This is a genomic window from Roseovarius sp. MBR-79, assembly GCF_053628555.1.
Window position 1 is genome coordinate 219002 of the sequence record NZ_JBRJGP010000004.1, and the last position, 21471, is coordinate 240472.

The window sequence follows — 21471 nt, forward strand, 5'->3', positions numbered from 1 at the left end:
GTGAATGGATATATCGACCGCGAGGAACGCGACGGCGTGGTGGTGCTGCGCCTCAATCGGCCTTTGGCCAACGCGCTTGCACCGGAGCTGCGCGCCGAGCTGATCACCGCGCTGGCCGACACCTCGGCCTCCGGTGCTGCTCTGGCCATCGTGATCGCGGGCGCAGGCGAGGGGTTTTCCTCGGGGGTCGATCTTTCCGAATATGATGCGCCCCCGGTGGCCCCATCCCCTTCGGAGCTCTGCCGCGCGGTGGCCGCGTGCCCCCTGCCCGTGATTGCCGCCCTCCATGGCAATGCGCTCGGCGCGGGGCTGTCGCTGGCGCTGGCCGCCGATGCCCGCGTTGCCCATGAGGCCGCGCGCCTTGCCCTGCCGGAAATCAGTCTTGGCATGATGCCCGGCGCGGGCGCGACGCAACGCCTGCCGCGCCTTGTCGGCGCACAGGCGGCCCTTGAACTCATGCTCTCCGGTCGCTCGGTGCGCGCGACCGATGCCCGGCTGCGCCCGATGTTCGAGAGCATCGTGACCGCCGATGCCGAAGGGGCGGCCGTAACCCTCGCCAGACGTATCGCGCAGGGAATGGCCCATCCGTCCGCGCCGCGCGGGCTCTCCGATCCGGCGGGCTATCACAAGGCCATTACCACCGTGCGCCAGCACCTGCGCACCGTTGACGCGGCCGCCGCCGACATCCTGCGGGCGATCGAGGCGGCGCAACTCCTGCCATTGCCGCAGGGCCTGGCGTTCGAGGAGGTGCTGTTCGAGGAACGCGCCCAAAGCCGCAGCGCGCGCGCCATGCGCCATGTCCATGTGGCCGAGGCACGCGCGCGCGCCCTGCCCGAGGCGCGCCTGGCGAACCCGCGCATGATCCGCCGGATTGCCCTGACCGGCCCGGTTCCGAGCGCGCTTGGCGACCGGCTTGGCGCGGCGGGCTGCGAGCTTCGCCGCGTGCCCGATGAGGGTCCGGGCGACGGCTGGGCCGATCTCTGGATCGAGGTCGGCGCACCCGCCCCGGCCAGAGCCGCGCGGCTGCGGCTCGATACCGGCACAGGGTTCGCGGCGAACGGGTTGTGGCTGCGCTACTCGGACAGGACGCCGTTTGCCGAACTGGGCGTCGCGCCGGGTGTTCCGGCGGCGGATGTGGCCGGTCTGGCACGGCTGCTTACGCTGGCGCAGATCGGATTTGTGCGCGCCACGCTGCCTGCGGCAGGACCGGGCATCGGCCATGTTCTGCAGGGCGCGCTCGATCTGGCCGCGCTGGCGCTCCTGCGCGCCGGGGTCGGCGTGGCCGAGGTGGATGCAGGCGCAACCGCACTCGGCTTTGCCCGGGGGCCGTGCCTCTTGATGGATCACGAGGGTCTCGCCGCCGTGCAGGCGCGCCTTGCTGCGCTTGCGCCGCGTCTCGGCCTGCCTGCCCCCGGCACCGATGGCCCGCTGGCCGAACGGCTGGCGCGCGGCGCGGTCGGGCGCGCCTCCGGGCGCGGCTTCTACGACCATCCGCCCGAGGGTCCGCGCGCGCCCCGCAGCGACCGCACAGCGCCGCTCCCCGGCGGGGTGTCGCCCGAACACGCGCTCCACGCCGCGCTGGTCAACGCCGCCGAACGGCTGATCACTTCTGGCGCGGTGCTGCGTCCGGGCGATCTCGACGTGCTCGCCGTGCACGCGCTCGGCCAGTCGCGAGAGGCGGGCGGCCCGCTCTGTCAGGCGGATGCGCGCGGGCTGATGGCGCTGCTCAAGGACATGAAGGCGCTCGCGCCGCTCTCTGCCCCGCTCTGGTCACCACACCCGGCGCTGCTCACCCGGATCAAGGAGGGGCTGGGTTATTTCGGGCGCAGGGCTGCGGACATCAGCCCAGCATGATCCCGAGGACCACCATCATCAGCCCGATCACCGACAGGAACAGCGCCCCCATGTTGAGCGGCACCACCGCCCGCACCGCCGCGCGCAGGTCCGCATCCGAAAGCCCCGCCCGACGCGCGCGCCAGACCTTGAGGATGCACCAGACCAACCCTGCAAGACCGGCCAGCGACACGAGCGCCCCGGCCCAGACCAGCATTTCCATGACGGCTCTCCTTCCACTTGCGCCGCCCGTCGCCTAGGCCAAAGCGACCCGCCGCGCAAGCGCCGCTTGAGCCTTGCGCGCGCGGCGCGGCGCGGCTAGGTCTACCTCCTGACCCGAGCGGAGGCCCCCATGAACGACATGACATCAGACACCAGCTACAGCGTGACCGCCGAAGAACTGCGCCAGTTCATCGAGCGGTTCGAGCGGCTGGAGGCCGAGAAAAAAGACATCGCCGACCAGCAAAAGGAGGTGATGGCCGAGGCCAAGGGGCGCGGTTACGACACCAAGGTGATGCGCAAGGTCATCGCGCTGCGCAAGCGCGACAAGGACGACATTGCCGAGGAAGAGGCGGTGCTCGAAATGTACAAGCAGGCCCTCGGCATGACCTGACCGATCGCGCGCCTGACGCAAGTCCCTGTCGCGCGCCCTGCGCGAGGGACCCGGCGTTGACGCCACCGCGCACCCGACGGCACCCCTAGCGCCGCTCGCCGACCAGTTTCCACAGGTAAACCAGCAACATCGCCCCCAGCACCGCGCCGATCAGCCCGCCCAGAAGTCCGGTGATCATCAGCACCATGCGGATCACCACCGCACCGATGAGCGCGCCTGCGATGCCCAAAAGAACGGTCGGGACCACCCCCATCTCCACCCGCATGAGCCGCGTGGCAAGAAACCCCGCCGCGACACCCACGATCAGAAGCCCGATGATGCCCATGCCCGTTACCTCCGGTTTCGCCAATGGGTCGGCACGATGATCAGCGCGCCGACCGACGACAGGATCGCATCCACCCCCGGCGCACCGAAGCGGATGCCGAACATGATCCGGACGAAGTAGAACAGGAACGCGCCACCCACGCAGATGATGATCGACGGCAGATAGCCATTGCGGGTGAACCCGCTCTTTTCGCTCACGTAACCGACGATGCCCGCGATCACCACCGTACCGAAAAGTTGCAGGAACATCGCCTTACCCCAACCGCGTGCCCGGCGCGAGCATCATGCCGCGCAGGAACTCGGGCGCATCCTGCGCCGCGCGCCCCGCACGTTGCAAGCGCAAAAGCCGTACCGCGCCGATGCCACAGGCCACGGTGGGGGCCGCATCCAGCACCTCTCCCGGCGCACCCTGCCCCTGCCCCGGACAAGAGGCCAGAACCTTGACCCGCTCGCCCGCGATTTCGAACCATGCGCCGGGAAAAGGCGCCAGGCCCCGGATGCGCCGGTCCACCTCCGCGGCGGGGCGTGTCCAGTCGATCCGCGCCTCGGCCTTGTCGATCTTCGCGGCATAGGTGGTGCCCTCCTCGGGTTGCGGCTCCGGCACCAGGTCCGGCAGCCGTGCCAGCGCCTCAGTGATGAGCCGCGCCCCCAGTATCGACAGCCGGTCGTGCAATTGCCCGGTCGTCTCCTGCGCTCCGATCTTCACCGCCTCGCGCAGCAGAACCGGCCCGGTATCGAGCCCCGCCTCCATCTGCATGATGCAAACGCCCGTCTCGGCATCGCCCGCCATGATCGCACGGTGGATCGGCGCGGCCCCCCGCCAGCGCGGCAAGAGCGAGGCGTGGATGTTGAGACAGCCCGCGCGCGGCGCGTCGAGGACCGCCTGCGGCAGAATGAGCCCGTAGGCCACCACCACCGCCACATCGGCCCCAAGCGCGGCAAAGTCCGCCTGCGCCCCGGCGTCCTTCAGGCTGACCGGGTGGCGCACCGGCAAGCCGAGCGCCTCGGCGCGCGCCTGCACCGGGCCGGGGCGATCCTTCTTGCCACGGCCGGCCGGACGCGGCGGCTGGCAGTAAACCGCCGCCACCTCATGCCCCGCCGCCACCAGCGCATCGAGCACCGGCACCGAAAAATCCGGCGTCCCCATGAAGATCACGCGCATCCGGGCCCTTTCACCGTCCTTCATCGTTCCGCAAATACTCAAATCCGGCGGCTCAGCCCGCGAGCCCGTCCATCTTGCGCGCAAGCTTCACGTCAAGCGCGCTCAAGCCCCCCACGTCATGGGTGGCAAGCGTCACCTCCACCGTCTTGTAGACGTTGAGCCATTCGGGATGGTGGTTCCACTTCTCGGCCCAGAGTGCCGCGCGCGTCATGAAGCCCATGGCCTCGACGAAATCGGCGAAGTGATAGGTCTTGGTGATCGCGTCGCGCCCCTCGACCATGGCCCAGCCGTTTTCCAGAAGCGGTTGAAGCGTGGTCTTGCGCGCGGTGTCGCTGAGTTTCTCGGTCATTCGTGATCCTCCATGACGGTCCTGCGAAACGGACCATACCCGGTCAATATGTCGATTTCCTCGTCCACGGCGGCGCGCTCGGCCTCGAGATACTGCGCCACCGCCTCGGCAAAGCCCGGATCGCGCAGCCAGTGCAGCGAATGGACGGGCCGGGGCAGGTAGCCGCGGGCCAGCTTGTGCTCGCCCTGCGCCCCAGCCTCGACCCTTTGCAGCCCGGTTTCAATGGCAAACGCGATGGCGCGGTAATAGCACAACTCGAAGTGAAGGCAGGGGTGATCCTCGATGCAGCCCCAGTAACGGCCATAAAGCGCCGAGGCGCCGATCAGGTTCATCGCACCCGCCACGGGGCGGCCGCCGCGTAGCGCGAGCAAAAGCAGAATATCCCCCCGGAGCCGCTCATGCGCCAGATCGAAGAAGGCGCGGCGCAGATAGGGCGTGCCCCATTTGCGCGCGCCGGTGTCCTGATAGAAGGCCCAGACCGCCTGCCAGTGTTCGGGGCGGATGGCATCGCCGGTCAGCGCCACGATCTCGCCTCCGAAGGCGTTGGCGCGGGCGCGCTCCTTGCGGATGGCCTTGCGCTTGCGCGACGAGAGATCGGCAAGGAACGCGTCGAAACTGCCATAGCCGCGATTTTGCCAGTGATATTGCTGTGTGCGGCGCGCGAGATAGCCCGCCACCTCGCCCGCCGCCACCTCTTCACCCGTGCAGAAGGTCAGGTGGACCGAGGAGACCCCGTGCCGCTCCGCCACGTCCCGCGCCCCTTGCAGGAGTGCCGCGCGCCCCGCCGCCTCGAACCCCGGACGCGCCAGAAGCCGCCGCCCCGTCACCGGCGTGAAGGGCACCGCACCTTGCAGCTTGGGGTAATAGCGCCCGCCCGCGCGTTCATAGGCATGGGCCCAGCTATGATCGAAGATATATTCGCCCTGACTGTGGGATTTGACATAGAGCGGGGCGACGGCGATCACCGTGCCGCCTGCCTCGGCGCGCATGTATTGCGGTTGCCAGCCTGTGCCGCGCCCGACCGAGCCGCTATCCTCCAGCGCCGAGAGGAACCGGTAGGTGGTGAACGGATCCTCTGGCCGCGCACCGCCCGCCGCCTCGGGGCAGGCGCACGCGTCCCAGTCGGCCGCGCCGATCTCGGCGATGCGGTCATGGAGCGTTATGGTGATCGCGGTGTCGGTCATGCCGACTGTCCTATCTGGCGCGCAGGCGCTCTGGATCAAGCGGGGATGTCCGCCAGATACCGCTCGAACGTGATATTGTCCGCCACCTGTCGCGCGCGCGCCTCCGTCTCGCGGCTGCGCACGGTCCAGCACAGGATCGCGGCCCCCTGCGCGCGCAATTCGGCAAGGCGCGGATTGGCAAGGTCGGTTACGTCATGGCTGACAAAGCTGGCACCCGCCCGGTCGTAATCGGGAATGCTGCGCAGCCGCGCGCGGGTCTCTTCGCGCAGAAGCGGCCAGTCCTCGGGCGTATAGGCGCAGGTGACGATGCCGCGCGCCCGCTCTGGTGCAAGATCGGCCATCGCCACCACCATCTCGGGGTTGAACGACATGAGCGCGACCAGCCCCTTGTAACCGACGAGCGCCTCTGCGGTGGCCGCTTCGAGCACACCATCGGTCACACCCATCTGGCCGTGCTGGTCCTTCAACTCGATCAGGAGCGGCACGCGGCCCGCCACCAGCGCCAGCACCTCGGGCAGGTCAGGGATGCCCTCATCGCCGCCCTTTAGCGGGATTTGCGCCAGCTCTGCCGCATCGCGCGCACGCACCGGCCCCGTCTCGGGCGTGAGCCGCCCGAGATCGTAGTCGTGAAACACCATGGCGCGCCCATCGCGGCTCGTTTGCAGGTCGATCTCGATGCCATAGCCCGCCGCAATCGCCGCGCGGATCGCCGCGCGCGAGTTCTCGGGCCGGCCCGCCGTCACATCGTGGAGCGCGCGATGCGCAATCGGCAAGCGTCTGAACGCTTCGGGCAGGGCGCTCATTTGATCTGGAAGATCCCGTCGATCTCGACCGCCACGCCAAAGGGCAGCGAGGCGGCGGAGACGGCGGCGCGCGCGTGCTTGCCCGCGTCGCCCAGCGCCTCGCCCAGAAAATCCGACGCGCCGTTGATCACCGCCGGTTGCTGGGTGAAATCGGCGGTCGAGTTGACAAAGCCCGTGAGCCGCACGACCCGCACCAGCCGGTCCAGATCACCGCCGCAGGCCGCCTTGACCTGTGCCAGAAGCGCAATCGCGCAGGCCCGCGCCGCCGCCGCGCCGCCCGCCACGTCCATGTCGGCACCAAGCTTGCCGGTCATCAGCGTGTCGCCATCCTTGGCGACCTGACCCGAGACATAGAGCATGTCTCCCACCTGAACGAAAGGCACGTAATTGGCGGCGGGTGCCGGGGCCTCCGGCAAGGTCACGCCCATCTCGGCAAGTCTCGATTCAAACTGGCTCATGTCGCTGTCTCCTGTCGCGGTCCGCGCGCACGCTAGCGGCGCGCGCGGGCAATGAAAAGCCCCCTCACTCGCGGAACGCCTTGGCAAGATAATCGGTGAAGGGCTTGACCAGATAGGCAATCGGCGTGCGGTCCTCGGTGCGGATGAACGCCTCCACCGGCATCCCCGGCACCAGCGTCACGCCCTCGGGCAGCCGCTCCATCTGGCCCTCCCTGAGGACGATCTCGGCCCGGTAATAGGGCACGCGCGTCGCCTGATCCTCGAAGGCGTCAGCGGAGATCTGCACCACCTCGCCAAAAAGCTCCGGCGTGGTGCGCTGATCCAGCGCGGAAAACCGCAGCGTCACCTCCTGGCCGAGAGTGAGCTTGTCGATGTGGATCGTGTCCACCTGCGCGTTGATGACGAGCGGGCGATCCTGCGGGATGATGTAGAGCAGCGGTTCGGCGGGGCGGATCACCGAGCGGCGGGCAAAGACCTGAAGATCGTAGACAATGCCCGATACCGGCGCGGTGATCTCCAGCCGCTCCATCTGGTCGAGCAGCGCGCGGCGCTGTTCGCGCAGTTCAAGCTCGCGCACCTGCAAATCCCGCAAGGTGGTGATCGCCTCCTCCCGCCGGTCGCTGCTCAGCCGCAGGATTTCAAGATCAAGCTCGGTGATACGCCCCTCGGCCTGCGCCTTTTGCGAGGTCAGCTCGCCCATCGTCCCGTCAAGCCGCGCCGCCTCGCGTTGCAGCGCCAGCACCCGTGACGCCTGCGCCAACCCGCGATCCAGCAGCGTTTGCTGATCGGCAAGCTCGCGGGCGATCAAATCCGACTGCCGGTCAAGCGCCTCCTGCTGTGCCTCGATCCCGGCGATCTGATCGACGGTCTGCTCGCGCCGCTTGCCAAGCTGCTCGATGCGCGCGGCGATGGTCTCGGCGCGGGCGGCCATGAGCATCTTCTGGCCGCGCATGAGCGCGGCCGCGTCCTCGTTGACAGCCGTCAACTCCAGAAGCAACGGATCGAAGCGGAGCGTGTCGCGCCCGTCGCGCTCGGCCTCAAGGCGCGCACGACGCGACATCAGTTCGGCCACCTGCGTTTCGACAATGGCAAGCCGCGACGCAAGTTCCGCCGGGTCGAGCCGCAAGAGGGGTTGCCCCTCCGCGATCCGGTCGCCTTCCTTGACCACGATCTCGGCCACCACGCCGCCATCGGGATGCTGCACCACCTGCCGGTTCTGATCCACCTCGATGCGCCCCGAGGCGATGACCGCGCCGGAAATCTGCGTCAGCCCGGCCCAGGTGCCGAACCCGCCAAGCAGAACGACAAGGCCGATGAGCCCTGCCACCAGCGGGCCACGCGCCGACCAGGCTGCGGGCGCACTCATTGCATTCCCCCCTGCGCGCGTGCGCCCTCGGCCTCGGCCAGCGTCTCGTGGTTCTTGACCACGCTTTTCAGCACCTCATCGCGCGGACCAAAGGCGCGGGCCTGACCCTGTTCCAGCATCAGGAGCAGGTCACATTCGCGGATCACCGCCGGGCGATGCGCCACCACGACAACGGCGCGCCCCGAGGATTTGAAACCGCGAATCGCGCGGTTGACCGCCTCGCTGCCGGCATTGTCGAGATTGGCGTTCGGCTCGTCGAGCACGAGGATCACCGGATCGCCATACATCGCCCGCGCCAGCCCGATGCGCTGCATCTCGCCGCCCGAGAGCCGCCCGCTCGCGGCACTCACGCGGGTGTCATAGCCATCGGGCAGCTTGAGGATCATCTCGTGGGCATCGGCGCGTTTGGCGGCCTTGACCACCTCGGCATCGTCGGGCGCGGACGCAAGCCGGGCGATGTTCTCGGCGATGGTGCCGTCGAAAAGCTGAACCCGCTGAGGCAGATAGCCGATCAGCCCGCCCAGAACCGATGGCGCGTACTGATCGAGCGCCGCCCCGTCAAGCCGGATGGACCCCGCCGCAGGCCGCCAGACGCCGGTGAGCGCGCGCGCCAGCGTCGATTTGCCCGCCCCCGACGGGCCGATGATGCCAAGCGCCTGACCGGGCGCGACCATGAAACTCACGCCGCGCAGCACCGGCACGCTCTCGCCCGGCGGCAGCACGGTGATCTGTTTGACCTCCAGAGCCGCCTTGGGCCGCGGCAGCGCGGTGCGCGGGGCCTCGGGCGGGACCTCGCCCAGCAACTCGGCCAGATTGTCCCATCCCTGCATGGCGCGTTGCACCATCGGCCATTGGCCGATGGCCATCTCGATGGGGGCAAGTGCGCGCCCTAGAAGGATCGAGCCCGCGATCATGGCGCCCGGTGTCAGCTCGCCGCGCAGCACCAGAAACGCCCCCACCCCCAGCATCGCCGATTGCAACAGCAGCCGGAACGCCTTGGACCCGCTCGTGAAGGTGCCGCCCAGATCGGCGGCGCGGACCTGTTCGCGCAATCCCACATCGCGGATCTTCTGCCAGCGGTCAAAAGCGGCGTCGCGCATCCCCATTGCCTGCACCATCTCGGCCTCGAGCCGGAGCCGGTCCGATTCGGCTTCGGACTGCATCCCGGCCATGCCCGCGCGTTGCGACGGGTGGCGCGTGACGGCCTGATTGACCATCGTCACCAGGATCAGCAGCGCCCCGCCAAGAATGGCAAGCATCCCGAGCCAGGGATGAAACACCCAGATCGCGGCGATGAAGACCGGGGCCCAGGGCATATCGAAAAGCGCCAGCAGCACCGGCGCACTCATCAGGCGCTGCACCGATTCCAGATCACGCAGCCCGCTTGCCGTGCGCGGATCGGGGGTCAGGGCCGACTTGCGGATCACCGCATCAAAGACCCGCCGGTCAAGCGCCGCCTGAAACCGCGCGCCAACCCGCGCCATGATCCGCCCGCGCGCGAAATCGAGCACACCCATGACCGTGTAAAGGAACACAACAAGGATCGAGAGCGCGATCAGCGTCTCCACCGACCGGCTGGAGAGCACGCGGTCATAGACCTGCAACATGTAGATCGGTCCGGTCAGCATCAGCAGGTTGGCGAAGACGCTGAAAATACCGACGAACCAGTAAAGCCCGCGGCTCTGGCGACGCACGCCGCGCAATTCCGCACGCCCGGCCTCGATCCTCGTTTTCTCAAGTCGCATTTCTGCTCATCTTGTTCTAGTCTCGGGCAATGACAGTTTGAACACGAATTTTTGTGATCCGTCCATACGTTGCCTGTCGCCATTCTGCCACAGGAATGTGAAGGATGTGATATCAATACTGGGTTTGAACCAGGATTCGGATATGTAACGCCAATGATGACTCAGAGCCTGTGGATATGACCTTGCCGACAATGACATTCCCTCTCCAGCGCCGTTTTGCCGGGATGGTCTCGATGCTTTGCCTCGTGCTTGTGGCGGCCTGTGCGACGCCTGACGCGGCCAGCCGCGACGTGTTCGACCCTCATGAGGCCGAGAACCGGCGCATGCACGAGTTCAACCGCGGGTTCGACCGCTCGCTTTTGCGGCCCGTGGCGCATGCCTACGCCACGGCAGTGCCCGACGATATCGAGACGGTGGTCATCCGCTTCGCCGAGAACCTTTCGTTGCCCGCCGATGTCGTGAACAACGTGCTGCAACTCAACATGCGCGCGGCCTTCCAGGACACGGCGCGCTTTGTCGTCAACACCACTGTCGGGCTTGGCGGCTTCTTCGATCCGGCAAGCGAGATGGGGATGGCGGCGCCCTCCAACACGGATTTCGGCCAGACGCTGCATGTCTGGGGCGCGCGTGAAGGGGCCTTTATCGAACTGCCCGTGATTGGCCCGTCGACCACGCGCGACACCTACGGAATGTTCGTCGATCTCTTCACCAACCCGCTCACGTATGTGATCGATTCTCCCGAGAGCCTCGCCGGCACGGCGGCAGGCGTTGCCTCGGGCCTGTCACGGCGCGATAAATTCTCTGATACGATCGATCAGATTCTCTATGAAAGCGCGGATAGTTACGCGCTGTCGCGGTCGATCTTCCTGCAAAATCGCCGGTTCAAACTTGGCGGCACCGACGACGATACCTATACTGATCCCTATGACGGAGCGGGCGGTGCGCCAGCATCCGCCCTTGTAGAGGACCCGTATGATGAATGATTTTACCCGTCGCCGCCTGCTTGTGACCGGCACCGCCGCGCTCGGCCTCAGCGGGTTCGCGCTGCCTGCTTTCGCCCTGACCGAGGCGCGCGCGCGCGCCCTCATCGATCAGGTGGTTTCCGATATCAACGGCGTGATTGCCACTGGCAAACCCCTGTCGCGGATGGTGTCGGACTTCGAGCGCATCTTCTCGCGCTACGCCGATGTCAACATCATCGCCCGCTCGACCCTTGGGGCTGACGCCAATCGTGCCTCCGCATCGCAGTTGCGCGCCTATACCGAGGCGTTCCGCGGCTATGTCGCACGCAAATACGGCAAGCGCTTCAACGAGTTCATCGGCGGGCGCATCGAGGTGCAAGGCGTGCGGCAGGTCAAGTCCTGGCACGAGGTCAAGTCGATGGCCTATCTGCGCGGCGAATCGCCTTTCGAGGTGAATTTTCTGGTCTCCGACCGCTCGGGCAAGGACCTGTTCTTCGACATGATCATCGAGGGGATCAGCCTGCGGCTGAGCGAACGCACAGAGATCGGTGCCATGCTCGACCGGCGCAACGGCGATATCAATGCGTTGATCGAGGACATCAAGCGCGCAGGCTGAGCGCCCCGGAAATCCCGCGAAACGGCACCCCTTCGGGTGCCGTTTTCAATTGCCGAAGATGCTGCGCAGGATGTTTTCGATGGGGTTGCCGCTTGTCACCGGCGCGCGGTGCTGCGGGACAGGCGCGGGCGCGGGCGCAGGCCGGGGGGCAGGGCGCAGCATCGGCAGGGGGCGCGGCTCCAGCCCCTCATGCACGCGCAGCATCGTCTCGCGCCAGATTTCCGCCGGCAGGCCACCGCCGGTCACGCCCTTGAGCGGCGTGTTGTCATCATACCCCATCCAGACGCCCGCCACGTAATCGGCGGTGAAGCCCAGGAACCACGCATCGCGCGCCGCCTGCGTGGTGCCGGTCTTGCCCGCCGCCTCGCGCCCCGGCAGGCGCGCGCGCGCGCCGGTGCCGGTCTCGATCACCTTGGTCATCATGTAGATCAGTTCGCGCGCCGCCTCCTCGCGGATCACCCGCTCGCCGATGCCGCTCTGCCGGGTCATCAGCGGCGCGTCCTCGCCCATCAGGCGCAACTCGGTCAGGCCGTAGGGCGTGACCGAGGAGCCGCCGTTGAGAATGCCCGCATAGGCCCCGGTCATCTCGATCAGCGTGCTTTCCGAAGCTCCGAGCGCCAGCGCGGGCCCGGCGGCCAGATCGCTGTCGATGCCGAAATCCGAGGCAACCTTGCGCACCAGATCGCGCCCGACGCTTTCCGATATCTTGACCGCCGGAATATTGATGGATTGCGCCAGTGCCTGCGTCAGGGTCACCCGGCCCTTGAAATCGCGGGTATAATTCTCCGGGCACCAACGGCCGGAGCCAGGGATATTCAGGCAATAAGGTTCGTCCACCACCTCCGAATCGTAGCTGTAACCGAGTTCAAGTGCCGTGGCGAAGACGAAGGGCTTGAAGGCCGAGCCGGTCTGCCGCCGCGCCTGCGTGGCGCGGTTGAAGGCCCCGATCACGGTGGTGTCGCGCCCGCCCACCATCGCGCGCACAGCACCATCGGCGCTCATCACCACGATGGCCGCCTGCGCCTTGGAACCCTCTGACACCTTCTCGTCGAAAACCGCGCGCAGCGCCTCTTCCGCCGCGCGCTGAAGCCGTTGGTCAAGCGTGGTGCGGATCACCACATCCTCGGTGGTGTCGCGGGTCAGGAATTCCGGTCCCGAGGCCATGATCCAGTCGGCGAAATAGCCGCCCGCGCGCCGCTCTGCCGCCTCGGACAGTTGTGCCGGATTGGCCAGCGCCACGGCGGCGTCGGTATCGCCCAGATAGCCCTGATCCTGCATCAGCCGCACCACCACCCGCGCGCGGTTCTGCGAGCGTTCCAGATTGGCGGTCGGCGCAAGTGTGGAGGGCGCGGTCAGAAGCCCCGCGATCATCGCCCCTTCGGCGGGCGAGAGATTGGCCGATGATTTACCGAAATAACGCTGCGCGGCCGCCTCGGCCCCGTAGGCCCCGCCGCCCAGATAGGCGCGGTTGAGATAGATCGTGAGGATCTGATCCTTGGAATATTTCGCCTCCATCGCCAGTGCATAAAGCGCCTCACGCCCCTTGCGCAGCAGCGAGCTTTGCCGACAATACGACACATAGGCGGCCTCGCTCTCCCATTTCTCGGCGTCATAGTTCTGACCGAAACACAAGAGTTTCGCGGTCTGCTGCGTGATGGTCGAGCCGCCATTGCCCGAGAGCGGCCCGCGCCCCTCGCGCAGGTTGATGCGGATGGCGCTGGCGATGCCGATGGGGTCGATGCCCGGATGCAGGTAAAAGCGGCGATCCTCGGTGGCAATGACGGCGTTCTTGAGGTGCGGGCTGACCGTATCCGCCGTCACCACCCCGCCGAACTGGTCGCCGCGCCAGGCAAAGACTTCGCCCTCGCGGTCGAGGATCGTGACCGAGCCGCGCGCGCGCCCGTCAATGAGCGCCTGATATTCCGGCAGACCTGTGTAGAGATAGGCCACGGCCATGCCCACGACGAGCAAGAGCACCGCCGTCACCCGCCAGCCGATGCCCCAGACGATCCGCCAGACGAAGCGCAGGATCGCCGCAATAAACCGCACGACCGGGTTGCGCGACCGCGCCGCGCGGCGCGGCTTGCGGGCGGGCGTCTTGCGCGGGGCGGGCTTGGCGGCCCTTGTGCGTTTCGGCGCCACGAGTGGCGGTTTGCGTCGTCCTGTCGTGCCCATTGCCCTGCCCGGCCCTGTCGTTGAAGCCCTACTCTACCGCGCCCTGCGCCGGATGTAGAGACCCGGTGTCGCGCCGCCGCGTTCCACTGTTGCACAAATTTCAATCACATCATCTGATATGCCTATATTTTGCGCATCGAGGCGGGAAATCGCGCCCGTGCCCCCCGGCTTTCCCTTCCCCAAACGCCCCACACCGATTTTGCTGCACCTGCAAAGCGCACGGATCACGCGCGCCCAAGGGAAAGGGGAAGACGTGAAACTCATCATCGCAACGATCAAACCATTCAAGCTCGAGGAGGTTCGCGAGGCGCTCACCGGCATCGGTGTGCGCGGCATGATGGTCACCGAGATCAAGGGCTTTGGCGCACAGTCGGGCCATACCGAGATTTATCGCGGGGCCGAATACGCCGTGAACTTCGTGCCCAAGATCAAGCTCGAGGTGGCCGTGACCGACGGCCTCGCCGATCAGGTGGTCGAGACCATCGCCCGAGCCGCGCGCACCGGCAAGATCGGCGACGGCAAGATCTTCGTGCTCGATCTCCAGGAAGCCCTGCGCGTGCGCACGGGCGAAACCAATGACGACGCGCTCTGAGTTGCGCGAGGGAAAGGACAAGAAAATGACCCTGAAAAAGACACTTGGCATCGCCGCGTTGGTGGCGCTCCTGCCCGGCCTTGGGCTGGCGCAGGAGGCGGCGGAGGCGGTCGAGGCCGCGCCCGACATCAACCCCTATATCTTTACCACGCTGCTGTTTCTCATCGGCGGGTTTCTGGTGTTCTGGATGGCGGCGGGCTTTGCCATGCTCGAGGCGGGCCTCGTGCGCTCCAAGAACGTGACCATGCAGTTGACCAAGAATATCGCGCTCTTTTCCATCGCCGCGATCATGTATTGGCTGATCGGGTTCAACCTGATGTATCCCGGCGATGGATGGTGGATCGCGGGCTGGATGGGGCCGTGGTTCTCGATCACGTCGCTCGAGCCGGTGGGGCTCGAGGCGGCGGCGGCGTCGCTCGATTATGCCTCTGTCGGTTCGGACTTCTTCTTTCAGTTGATGTTCTGCGCCACCACAGCCTCGATCGTCTCGGGCACGCTGGCGGAGCGCATCAAGCTGTGGCCGTTCCTCATCTTCGTCGTGGTGCTGACCGGCGTGCTCTATCCCATCGAAGCATCGTGGCAGTGGGGCGGCGGCTGGCTGTCGGAGGCGGGTTTCGCCGATTTCGCGGGCTCCACCCTCGTTCATGCCGCAGGCGGGTTCGCGGCGCTAGCGGGCGCGCTCATCCTCGGGCCGCGCATCGGCAAGTATTCCAAAGAGGGCCGCGTCATCCCGATCCCCGGCTCGAACCTTGCACTGGCGACGCTCGGCACGTTCATCCTGTGGCTGGGCTGGTTCGGCTTCAACGGCGGCTCACAGCTGGCCATGGGCACGGTCGGTGACGTGACGGATGTCAGCCGCATCTTCGCCAATACCAACATGGCCGCCGCCGCCGGTGCCGTGACCGCGCTCATCCTCACGCAGGTGATGTATAAAAAGCCCGACCTCACGATGGTGCTCAACGGCGCGCTGGCGGGTCTGGTGTCGATCACTGCCGAACCGCTGGCGCCCTCGCTCTTCGGGGCACTGTGGATCGGGGCCATCGGTGGCGTGATCGTCGTCATCACCGTGCCGATGCTCGACCGCATGAAGATCGACGACGTCGTGGGCGCGATCCCGGTGCACCTCATTGCGGGCATCTGGGGCACGCTGGCGGTGCCGTTCTACAATGGCGATGCGAGCTTTGGCACGCAGATCCTCGGCATCGCGGCGATCGGCGGATTTGTCTTCGTCGCCTCGCTGGTGGTCTGGCTCATCCTAAAGGCGACCATGGGCATCCGCGTGGGCGAGGAAGAAGAGATCAACGGCCTCGACATGGCGGAACTGGGCATGGAGGCTTACCCCGAATTCTCCAAGGGCTGATCCCTCTCTCCTCCTCCCGATCACCCCTCAGAGAGCTTGCCCCGGGCGTCCGCGCCCGGGGTTTTTCTTGGCCGCGACGCTTTCAGAATCGCGCGGCTTCATGCTAAGTTTTGTGACATGAACACACCCGCCCCCAAGATAAGCGCTGCCCCCCCGCGCATCCGGCAGCTTGACGACGCCGCGATCAACCGCATCGCGGCGGGCGAGGTGGTCGAGCGTCCGGCCTCTGCCGTCAAGGAATTGATGGAAAACGCGCTGGATGCCGGGGCCGCCCGGATCGAGGTGGCGGTCGCCGATGGTGGCAAGACGCTTATCCGCATCACCGATGATGGCTGCGGTATCGCGCCCGAGGATCTGCCGCTCGCGCTTGCCCGTCACGCGACCTCCAAGATCGACGGCTCTGACCTGCTCGACATACACTCCTTCGGCTTTCGCGGCGAGGCGCTGCCGTCATTGGGGGCCGTGGGGCGGCTCACGATCACGTCGCGCGCGAGGGGTCATGATGCGGCGGAAATCACCGTTGCGGGCGGGCAGTTGGGCGCGGTCAGACCGGCGGCGCGTGGCCCCGGCACCACCATCACGCTGCGCGATCTCTTCTACGCCACGCCGGCGCGGCTCAAGTTCCTGCGCTCGGACCGCGCCGAGACGCAGGCGATTGCCGATACCGTCAAGCGCCTTGCCATGGCAGCACCCCGCGTGGCGGTGACGCTGCGCGATGTCTCGGGCGGTGGCGAGGGGCGCGTGATGTTCCGCGCCGAGGCTGAGACGGGCGATCTCTTCGATGCGCTCTCGGACCGGCTTGCCCGGATCATGGGGCGCGAGTTCACCGACAATGCGCTCTGCATCGACGCCACCCGCGAGGGGCTGCGCCTTTCGGGCTATGCTGCCCTGCCGACCTATTCGCGCGGCGCGGCGGTGGCGCAGTATCTTTTCGTCAATGGCCGCCCGGTGCGCGACCGGATGCTGGCGGGCGCGCTGCGTGCGGCCTATCAGGACGTGCTCGCGCGCGACCGGCACCCGGCGGCGGCGCTCTTCATCGACTGTGATCCCCATCTTGTCGATGTGAACGTCCACCCGGCCAAATCCGAGGTCCGGTTTCGCGATCCCGGCCTTGCGCGCGGCCTCATCGTGTCGGGCTTGCGCCACGCGCTGGCCGAGGCGGGGCATCGCGCCTCCTCGACCGTGGCCGGGGCCACGCTGGGGGCGTTCCGCGCGCCCGCGCACGCGCAGCCCTACCAGATGGATCGCCCCTCGGCTCAGGCGCGCAGCCTTGCCTATCAGGCGCAGGCACCGGGCTTTGCCGAGATCGCCGGAGCGTGGAGCGGGCGGGTTGAAGAGGCCCCGCAAGGGGGCGAAGAGACCCCGGCCACCGCCCTGCCCCTTGGCGCGGCGCGCGCGCAGATCCACGAGAATTACATCATCGCCCAGACCGAAAGCGGCATGGTGATCGTCGATCAGCACGCCGCCCATGAGCGGCTGGTCTACGAGCGCCTCAAGGCGCAGGCCGAAAGCGGCATCGCGGCGCAGGCGCTGCTCATCCCCGAAATCGTCGATCTGCCCGAGGCCGATTGCGCCACGCTTATGGATCATGCCGGGGACCTCGCCACGCTCGGCCTTGTGATCGAGCCCTTCGGCGCGGGCAGCGTCGCCGTGCGCGAGACCCCGGCGCTTCTTGGCCCGCTCAATGCCTCGGCACTCCTGCGAGATATCCTCGATGAGCTGCGCGACGCAGGGGATAGCGGGGCGCTGCGCGCGCGCATCGACGCGGTGCTGTCGCGCATGGCCTGTCACGGCTCGGTCCGCTCGGGCCGCCGCATGTCGGGCGAGGAGATGAACGCGCTTTTGCGCGAGATGGAGCGCACGCCGAAATCCGGCCAGTGCAACCACGGCCGCCCCACCTATGTGGAATTGCGCCTGTCGGATATCGAGCGATTGTTCGGGCGCACATGATCCAGATCGGTCCCTATGCCTTTGACACCGCCGACCCGGCAACGCTTGCGGGGCTGATCGGGGCGGGCGCGCTCCTGCTCTTTCTCGTCCTGCTCATCGCCGCCTTGCGCGCCGCCAACCGCTCGGCCCGTCTGGCCGAGCCGCTGGCGCAGCAGATGATGCAGCTTGGCGCGCGCGTGCAGGGGCTCTCGGACGGGCAGCACCAGCTTGCCGGCGGGCTGACCCATGTTGCCGAGGCGCAGGCGGCCAGCCAATCGCACATGTTGCAACTGATGGAAAAACGCCTTGCCGAGGTGGGCAACCAGATGACCGAGAACCTGCAAGGCTCGGCCCGCCGCACCGCGCAATCCTTGGGCGAATTGCAGCAGCGCCTGCAAACCATCGACAAGGCGCAGGACAATATCACCAAGCTGTCGGGCGATGTGCTGTCCTTGCAGGACATCCTCAGCAACAAGCAGACGCGCGGGGCCTTTGGCGAAATACAGCTCACCGATATCGTGACCAAGGCGCTGCCTTCGGACAGCTACACGCTTCAGGCGACGCTCTCGAACGGTCGCCGCGCCGATTGCCTCATTCACCTGCCCAACCCGCCGGGGCCGATTGCCATCGACAGCAAGTTCCCGCTGGAGGCCTATGAGGCCCTGCGCCGTGCCACGACCGAAACCGAACTGGTCGCGGCCGCCCGCTTTCTGCGCACCTCCGTGCGCAAGCATATCAAGGACATTTCCGAGAAATACATCCTCGAGGGCGAAACCGCCGATGGCGCGCTGATGTTCCTGCCCTCCGAGTCGGTCTATGCGGAACTGCACGCCAATTTCCCCGAGGTGGTGCGCGACGGGTTCGCCGCGCGGGTCTGGATCGTGTCGCCCACGACCTGCATGGCCACGCTCAACACCATGCGCGCGATCCTCAAGGATGCCCGGATGCGCGAACAGGCGGGCGCGATCCGGCGGGAGCTGGGGCTTCTCTTTGCCGATGTGGACCGGCTGGGCAACCGCGTCGAAAACCTCGACCGGCATTTCCATCAGGCGGCCAAGGACATCTCGGACATCAAGATTTCCGCCGACAAGGCGGGCAGGCGCGCGCGGCGCCTGGACAATTTCGATTTCGAGGAGATGGCCCCCGAAACCGAGCCGGCCCTGCCCGGACACAGGGCGGAGTAAGCGCCGGTCAGAGCCGCAGGCCGGTTGTCGCGTCGAACGGATGCAACGCCTCGCGCGCAAGGCTGAAGGCCAGCCGCGACCCCTCCTCGACGGCGGGCACATGCGGCAGGCGCACGACGAACATGTCGTCCAGCCCGTCGAAACGCACATGCAGGTGGCTTTCCGCGCCCGCCGGTTCCAGCAGCATCAGCCGCGCCTCAAGCGTGAGGCCCCCGTCGGTCGGGGGGGCAAGCGACATGTCCTCGGGGCGCAGCCCGATCAGGTCGGCCCCGGCCGGCAGGTGCGCGAGCGCATCCGCCGCCACGACACCGCGCAGCCAGTCCGCAGGCAGCATGTTCATCGCCGGAGAGCCGATGAAGCCCGCGACAAAGGTGGTGGCGGGCCGCGCATAGACCTCCATCGGGGTGCCGGTCTGCTCGATCCGCCCGCCATTGAGCACCACCAGCCGGTCGGCCAGCGTCAGCGCCTCCAACTGGTCATGGGTCACATAGAGCGAGGTGGTGGCAAGCCGCTTCTGCAACTGGCGGATTTCCACCCGCATCTGAACCCGGAGCTTGGCATCGAGGTTCGACAGCGGCTCGTCGAAGAGAAACGCCGCAGGCTCGCGCACCAGCGCCCTGCCCATGGCCACGCGCTGCCGCTGCCCGCCCGAAAGCTGCCGCGGCTTGCGGTCGAGAAACGCGCCGATCTGCAACATCTCGGCCGCTGCGGTCACGCGGCGCTCGATCTCGGCGCGCGCCATGCGCCGGTTTTTCAGGCCGTAGGCCAGATTGTTGTAAACGGTCATGTGCGGGTAAAGCGCGTAGTTCTGGAACACCATGGCGATATCGCGCTCTGCCGGTTCCAGCCGGTTCACCACGCGGTCGCCGATGCGCAACGTGCCCTCGGTGATCGTCTCCAGCCCCGCGACCATGCGCAGAAGCGTGGACTTGCCACAGCCGGAGGGTCCGACCAGCACGATCATCTCGCCATCGGCGATATCGAGGCTTACCCCGGTCACGGCGCGCACATCGCCCGCATAGACCTTGCCGAGGTTTTCCATGGTAATCGAGGCCATGCGTTATTTCTCCGTCTCGGTCAGCCCCTTCACGAAGAGGCGCTGCATGAACAGGATGACAAGGATCGGCGGCAGCGCGGCAAGCACCACCGTCGCCATCACCAGATGCCAGAGCGGTTCGCTGTCCCCGCCCGTCACCATGCGCTGAATCCCCATGACGATGGTGTAATAGGCCGGGTCCGTGGTGATCAGCAGCGGCCACAGATACTGGTTCCAGCCATAGATGAACATGATCACGAACAGCGCCGCGATATTGGTGATCGACAGCGGCACGAGGATATCACGAAAGAATTTCATCGGTCCCGCCCCGTCGACGCGGGCGGCCTCCATCAATTCCTCCGGCACGGTCATGAAGAACTGCCGGAAGAGAAACGTCGCCGTGGCGCTGGCAATGAGCGGGATCGACAGCCCCGCGAAACTGTTGAGCATCCCCAGATCGGCCACCACCTGAAAGGTCGGCACGATGCGCACCTCGACCGGCAGCATCAGCGTCAGGAAGATCACCCAGAAAAAGAAGATGCGGAACGGAAAGCGGAAATAGACAATGGCAAAGGCCGACAGGAGCGAGATCGACAGCTTGCCGATGGTGATCGCCATGGCCATGACAAAGCTGTTCCACAGCATCCCGCCGATGGGCGGCGTGCCCGCGCGCGAGCGCCCCTCCAGGATCACGGTCTTGTAGTTCTCGAGCGCGTTCGGCCCGGGCAAGAGCGGCATGACCCCGCGCACGAACGTGCCGGGCGGATGGGTCGAGGCGATGACCGCCACATAGACGGGAAACACCACCACAGCGACCCCGAGGATGAGGACAAGATGGGCGAGCAGATCGCCAAGGCGGTTGTTGTCGACCATCGCAGCCCCCTTTCAGTAATTCACGCGCCGCTCGATAAAGCGGAACTGGATGACGGTGAGCACCACGACGATGGCCATGAGGATCACCGATTGCGCGGCGGAAGAGCCAAGATTGAGGTTCACGAACCCGTCGCGATAGACCTTGTAGACAAGGATGTTGGTGGCCTGCGCCGGCCCCCCCTCGGTGGTGGCATGGATCACGCCGAACGTGTCGAACATGGCATAGACCACGTTGACGACCATCAGAAAGAACGTGACCGGCGACAGAAGCGGGAACACGATGGTCCAGAACCGCTTGGTGCGGCTTGCCCCGTCGATCGCCGCCGCCTCCAGCAGCGATTGGGGAATGGATTGAAGCCCGGCCAGGAAGAACAGGAAATTGTAGCTGATCTGCTTCCACGCGGCGGCGATGATGACAAGCAGCATCGCATCGGTGCTGCTGGAACGGTGATTCCAGTCATAGCCGAGACCCTGCAAGACATAGGGCGCAATCCCGATGGCGGGATTGAAGATGAACCACCACAGCACCCCCGCGATGGCCGGGGCAACCGCGTAGGGCCAGACAAGGAAGGTGGTATAGCCATCACGCGAGCGGATCATGCGGTTGACCATCACCGCGAAGAGAAGCGCCAGCGACATCGACAGAAACGTGGTGCCGACGCTGAACACCGCCGTGACCTTGAGCGAGTTGAGATAGAGCGGATCGGCGAGCAGCCGCTCGAAATTGTCGAACCAGACGAATTCCGTGCGCAGACCGAAAACATCCTGCCGCAGAAAGGATTGATAAAGCGCCTGGCTGGCGGGCCAGATGAAGAAAATCAGCGTGACGATGACCTGCGGTGCCAGCAGCGCATAGGGCAGCCACGACGTCGGGAAGGTCATGCGTTTGGTCTGCATCGGCGCGCGC

At 66.6% G+C, this 21471-nt stretch carries 22 protein-coding genes; 8 read left to right on the forward strand and 14 right to left on the reverse strand.

What is annotated here, in order from left to right:
- Window positions 1-1854 carry an enoyl-CoA hydratase-related protein gene (locus ACSSV8_RS05920; protein WP_354537503.1) on the forward strand — a complete coding sequence of 618 codons (1854 nt, stop codon included), beginning with the start codon at window positions 1-3 and terminating at the stop codon, window positions 1852-1854.
- Here the strand turns inward: ACSSV8_RS05920 and ACSSV8_RS05925 are convergent.
- Window positions 1841-2056, reverse strand: coding sequence for a hypothetical protein (locus ACSSV8_RS05925; protein ID WP_354537504.1), 216 nt, complete (start codon window positions 2054-2056; stop codon window positions 1841-1843). The genes ACSSV8_RS05920 and ACSSV8_RS05925 overlap by 14 nt on opposite strands.
- A gap of 129 nt (window positions 2057-2185) precedes the next feature.
- On the opposite strand from ACSSV8_RS05925, the gene ACSSV8_RS05930 reads away from it, so the two are divergent.
- A complete protein-coding gene (locus ACSSV8_RS05930; RefSeq protein WP_354537505.1) occupies window positions 2186-2446 on the forward strand; it encodes a DUF2312 domain-containing protein in 261 nt (86 codons plus the stop codon).
- An 85-nt stretch (window positions 2447-2531) separates the two neighbouring features.
- Here ACSSV8_RS05930 and ACSSV8_RS05935 read toward each other — a convergent pair whose 3' ends face one another.
- The 9 genes from ACSSV8_RS05935 to ACSSV8_RS05975 form a co-directional block, all read right to left on the reverse strand.
- Complete coding sequence (locus ACSSV8_RS05935; protein ID WP_354537506.1) at window positions 2532-2771, reverse strand: GlsB/YeaQ/YmgE family stress response membrane protein; 240 nt, start codon at window positions 2769-2771, stop codon at window positions 2532-2534.
- A gap of 5 nt (window positions 2772-2776) precedes the next feature.
- Window positions 2777-3019: a hypothetical protein gene (locus tag ACSSV8_RS05940; protein ID WP_354537507.1), complete on the reverse strand. Its 243-nt coding sequence runs from the start codon at window positions 3017-3019 to the stop codon at window positions 2777-2779.
- A 4-nt stretch (window positions 3020-3023) separates the two neighbouring features.
- Window positions 3024-3932: a methionyl-tRNA formyltransferase gene (fmt, locus tag ACSSV8_RS05945; protein WP_354537508.1), complete on the reverse strand. Its 909-nt coding sequence runs from the start codon at window positions 3930-3932 to the stop codon at window positions 3024-3026.
- Window positions 3933-3984: 52 nt separating this feature from the next.
- Window positions 3985-4281 (reverse strand): 4a-hydroxytetrahydrobiopterin dehydratase, encoded by a 297-nt coding sequence (locus ACSSV8_RS05950; RefSeq protein ID WP_454281824.1) that lies wholly within the window; start codon window positions 4279-4281, stop codon window positions 3985-3987.
- Window positions 4278-5465 (reverse strand): GNAT family N-acetyltransferase, encoded by a 1188-nt coding sequence (locus ACSSV8_RS05955; protein WP_454281825.1) that lies wholly within the window; start codon window positions 5463-5465, stop codon window positions 4278-4280. The genes ACSSV8_RS05950 and ACSSV8_RS05955 overlap by 4 nt, the downstream gene beginning before the upstream one ends.
- Before the next feature lie 35 nt (window positions 5466-5500).
- Window positions 5501-6268 (reverse strand): glycerophosphodiester phosphodiesterase family protein, encoded by a 768-nt coding sequence (locus ACSSV8_RS05960; protein WP_354537511.1) that lies wholly within the window; start codon window positions 6266-6268, stop codon window positions 5501-5503.
- A complete protein-coding gene (locus ACSSV8_RS05965; protein WP_354537512.1) occupies window positions 6265-6726 on the reverse strand; it encodes a RidA family protein in 462 nt (153 codons plus the stop codon). Before ACSSV8_RS05965 ends, ACSSV8_RS05960 begins: the two co-directional genes overlap by 4 nt.
- A 64-nt stretch (window positions 6727-6790) precedes the next feature.
- Window positions 6791-8092, reverse strand: a complete 1302-nt coding sequence (locus tag ACSSV8_RS05970) for an HlyD family type I secretion periplasmic adaptor subunit (RefSeq protein WP_454281826.1) — start codon at window positions 8090-8092, stop codon at window positions 6791-6793.
- Window positions 8089-9837, reverse strand: coding sequence for a type I secretion system permease/ATPase (locus ACSSV8_RS05975; RefSeq protein WP_354537514.1), 1749 nt, complete (start codon window positions 9835-9837; stop codon window positions 8089-8091). Before ACSSV8_RS05975 ends, ACSSV8_RS05970 begins: the two co-directional genes overlap by 4 nt.
- Window positions 9838-10028: 191 nt before the next feature.
- Here ACSSV8_RS05975 and ACSSV8_RS05980 point away from each other — a divergent pair, with 191 nt between their 5' ends.
- Window positions 10029-10820 carry an MlaA family lipoprotein gene (locus ACSSV8_RS05980; protein ID WP_354537515.1) on the forward strand — a complete coding sequence of 264 codons (792 nt, stop codon included), beginning with the start codon at window positions 10029-10031 and terminating at the stop codon, window positions 10818-10820.
- A complete protein-coding gene (locus ACSSV8_RS05985) occupies window positions 10810-11415 on the forward strand; it encodes an MlaC/ttg2D family ABC transporter substrate-binding protein (protein WP_454281827.1) in 606 nt (201 codons plus the stop codon). Before ACSSV8_RS05980 ends, ACSSV8_RS05985 begins: the two co-directional genes overlap by 11 nt.
- A gap of 45 nt (window positions 11416-11460) precedes the next feature.
- On the opposite strand, the gene ACSSV8_RS05990 is transcribed toward ACSSV8_RS05985, so the two are convergent.
- Window positions 11461-13590: a transglycosylase domain-containing protein gene (locus ACSSV8_RS05990; RefSeq protein WP_454281828.1), complete on the reverse strand. Its 2130-nt coding sequence runs from the start codon at window positions 13588-13590 to the stop codon at window positions 11461-11463.
- A 253-nt stretch (window positions 13591-13843) separates the two neighbouring features.
- Here ACSSV8_RS05990 and ACSSV8_RS05995 point away from each other — a divergent pair, with 253 nt between their 5' ends.
- The 4 genes from ACSSV8_RS05995 to ACSSV8_RS06010 all read left to right on the forward strand — a co-directional run bounded on the left by ACSSV8_RS05995 (window position 13844) and on the right by ACSSV8_RS06010 (window position 18655).
- Complete coding sequence (locus ACSSV8_RS05995) at window positions 13844-14182, forward strand: P-II family nitrogen regulator (protein WP_354537518.1); 339 nt, start codon at window positions 13844-13846, stop codon at window positions 14180-14182.
- A 25-nt stretch (window positions 14183-14207) separates the two neighbouring features.
- Window positions 14208-15542: an ammonium transporter gene (locus ACSSV8_RS06000; RefSeq protein WP_454281829.1), complete on the forward strand. Its 1335-nt coding sequence runs from the start codon at window positions 14208-14210 to the stop codon at window positions 15540-15542.
- Between the two features lie 117 nt (window positions 15543-15659).
- Window positions 15660-17492: a DNA mismatch repair endonuclease MutL gene (gene mutL / locus ACSSV8_RS06005; RefSeq protein ID WP_454281830.1), complete on the forward strand. Its 1833-nt coding sequence runs from the start codon at window positions 15660-15662 to the stop codon at window positions 17490-17492.
- Window positions 17489-18655 (forward strand): DNA recombination protein RmuC, encoded by a 1167-nt coding sequence (locus ACSSV8_RS06010; protein WP_454281831.1) that lies wholly within the window; start codon window positions 17489-17491, stop codon window positions 18653-18655. Before mutL ends, ACSSV8_RS06010 begins: the two co-directional genes overlap by 4 nt.
- 7 nt (window positions 18656-18662) lie before the next feature.
- Here ACSSV8_RS06010 and ACSSV8_RS06015 read toward each other — a convergent pair whose 3' ends face one another.
- The 3 genes from ACSSV8_RS06015 to ugpA are packed head-to-tail and all read right to left on the reverse strand — an operon-like array spanning window position 18663 to window position 21461.
- Complete coding sequence (locus tag ACSSV8_RS06015) at window positions 18663-19712, reverse strand: sn-glycerol-3-phosphate import ATP-binding protein UgpC (protein ID WP_454281832.1); 1050 nt, start codon at window positions 19710-19712, stop codon at window positions 18663-18665.
- 3 nt (window positions 19713-19715) lie between these two features.
- Window positions 19716-20564, reverse strand: coding sequence for a sn-glycerol-3-phosphate ABC transporter permease UgpE (ugpE, locus tag ACSSV8_RS06020; protein WP_354537523.1), 849 nt, complete (start codon window positions 20562-20564; stop codon window positions 19716-19718).
- Between the two features lie 12 nt (window positions 20565-20576).
- A complete protein-coding gene (gene ugpA / locus ACSSV8_RS06025) occupies window positions 20577-21461 on the reverse strand; it encodes a sn-glycerol-3-phosphate ABC transporter permease UgpA (RefSeq protein ID WP_454281833.1) in 885 nt (294 codons plus the stop codon).
- Window positions 21462-21471: the final 10 nt, after the last annotated feature.